Below are 2,677 nucleotides of genomic sequence, written 5' to 3' on the forward strand. Positions count from 1 at the left end.
ATAATTTCCCCAATATTATTGGATAGGTTACTAGAATTTCAGTCATTTGTCCCAGACTATTCCAAATTGAATGGTCTTTTTCTTCAATATTATAATGTATATACATGGTTCAATAATTCTTATTTTATCGTATGAAAACACGTATGGTGTAAAGACATTTATCACTATAAAAAATACTAGAAACTTCGCTTTAATTTATTAATTAACCTTAATCTATCAAAACAGTAAATGGGATTTAACTGTCTTATTAAGTATCATTTTTAATGTAAAAAGAATGAATACATGTTAGTATGTAATTGGCTGTTATTGTATTATACAAATTTTTTGATTTAGTTTTAAGTAATTTCTTCCTCAAGGGCCATAAAGATAAATATGGCCCTTATCGATTTTAAAAATAAGCATCCTTTCTAAAATACAGACAAGTATCAAAATTATAATATCATCTATAAAAGTACACTCCATAAAGTTAAATTTTAGTCCAACTTTATGGAGTGTACATCAGGAAAAATCGTATTTTTATAAAACTATACTCTCCTTATAAACTTAGTAGAAATATTATTCAACCCTATAATCCTAATTACCTAAGAGAAAACTTGTGCTAAAAATCCCGATACAATCAGTATCGTTGCTCCTCCGAGTCGGTTCCCCATTTGTGCAAATGCAATAAGTTCCATTCTTTTCGCTGAAGATAACACGGCAACATTGCCTGTACCTCCCATGCTATTATTACACATCCCTGCTGTAACGATTGACTCAACTGGATATAATCCAAATAATTTTCCGAAAATACCTGCTGCCGTTGAAATAGTTATAATACTTGTTAAGCATAATATAATAAATTGCCAAGTTAGGGCCTGACCTAAAACGTTTAAATTAAGTAAAGCGATACCTATGCCCGTAAGTACTGCGGGAGTTAAATTTTTAACAATAACTTGATTAAACATAATTGCACTTTCTTCATAATATTTAGGTAAAATTTTTGTGATTTTAGCAATTACAACCAATATAATCATAAAGGCATAAGCATGTATTTTAGGTACGAAATAATTACATATAATGCCAATCATAAAGAATGAAAAAGAAATTAATAGTCCAACACCAATTTGAATAACATTAATTTGATGTTTTGTATCTTTATCTTCTAATTTTTCACCACTTTTATCACTTTCTTTAATCAATTGACCATGGCCATTGATTTTAGGAAAATTTTCTCCTAACTTCACTAATAGTGCAGCACCAATAATAGCCAACACATTACCCATTGCGGATGCTGGGATTAATTTTGAAATAATACTTCCTGCAGAAGCACCTAAGCTATGCGCATAAATCGTTGATAATGGTACTACGCCAGCACCAATACCGCCTGCCATAACTGGAAAGGCAATGTATAATATGGATTTCCCAAATCCATTACCTATAAGCGCACCAACAGTCCCTACCATAATAAAGCAGCTTAACATTGAAAGAATAGCTACAGGAATAAATCTCACAGATGCTTTTATTAACAATGAACGGTTCATTCCTAAAATACTACCGGTAATAAGTGCTGCAATATAAAAGTCTAAGAATCCCATATTACTAACAAAATCTTTAGTGGTATCAATTACATTTGCTGGTAAAATCCCAAAAGTAGCTAAGAATGCAGATACAAATATACAAAATACAGAGCCACCACCTAAGTAAGATTTAATAATGGGAATCTTATTTCCTAAATAGTGGAGAAAGTTACCTAAAATAACTAATACTGAAATAGCTCCTACAATCGTATGTGGAATTTTACCAATAACCATAGTAGCAATAAGAACTATAATCATTCCAATATAAATGGGTAAGTTTATTCCTTTAACGTCAATATTCCAAAGATAACTCCATAATTCACGTCTCTGTGAAAATTTTGAAGAATTACTTGATTTTAACATCTTTAAATATCTCCTGACTTTACTCTCAATTTTATTTATCTAATAAAGATTCATAGATAGGTTGCCATTTATAATGAGCTACTAAATCTTTTACATTATATGTTGAAATTGAGCCATTTAATTTTTGATCAATAACAGCTTGTGCAACGTCCTCTGCTATTTTTTGTGAGAAACTTTCAATTTTAGAAATAGGAGGTAAAATGGGTGCTCCCGGTTTATCAACATCTACTAGATTTCCTAGTGCGTGACTAGCTTGAGATAAAATATCTTTATTAACTCTTTGTGCTTTGGAAGCAATTAATCCTAGACCTAATCCAGGGTACATTAATGCATTATTTGCCTGCCCAATTTGATATTCCACACCATTATATTGAATATTTTCTACCGGAATACCCGTACCAATAAGCGCTTTACCATTAGTCCATCTTAACAAGTCTTCTGCTTTTGCTTCTGCTAACTTCGTAGGATTAGATAAAGGTAAAATAATCGGTCTTTCTGTATACGTACTCATTGTTTTGACTACTTGTTCATTGAATGCACCGGGTTGTGTAGAAGTACCTATCAAAATAGTTGGCTGCACTTCTGAAACAATTTCTTCTAATGACTTAAATGAAGTATTTTGTACATTTGTACTATCGTTAATAAATTCTTTTTGCTCATCAGACCGCCGGGCTGCGCCGCACCCTCGGCATCACCGGCGTCCGGGTCGCGCTCGTGGCGGTCTGGCTCGGATCGTGGGAGCTGGCCGCGCGCCACTG

1 protein-coding gene and 1 pseudogene are annotated in these 2,677 nt (G+C 32.8%); both read right to left on the reverse strand.

Features of this window, described 5'->3' with window-relative positions; genetic code table 11:
• Nucleotides 1-581: 581 nt before the first annotated feature.
• Complete coding sequence (locus AB0C84_RS45850; RefSeq protein ID WP_049386594.1) at nucleotides 582-1,919, reverse strand: 2-hydroxycarboxylate transporter family protein; 1,338 nt, start codon at nucleotides 1,917-1,919, stop codon at nucleotides 582-584.
• Between the two features lie 31 nt (nucleotides 1,920-1,950).
• Nucleotides 1,951-2,568, reverse strand: a pseudogene (locus tag AB0C84_RS45855) (malic enzyme-like NAD(P)-binding protein); the annotation flags it as partial.
• Nucleotides 2,569-2,677: the final 109 nt, after the last annotated feature.

The organism is Actinomadura sp. NPDC048955 (assembly GCF_040649435.1).
GTDB classification, from domain to species: Bacteria; Actinomycetota; Actinomycetes; order Streptosporangiales; family Streptosporangiaceae; genus Spirillospora; species Spirillospora luteofluorescens.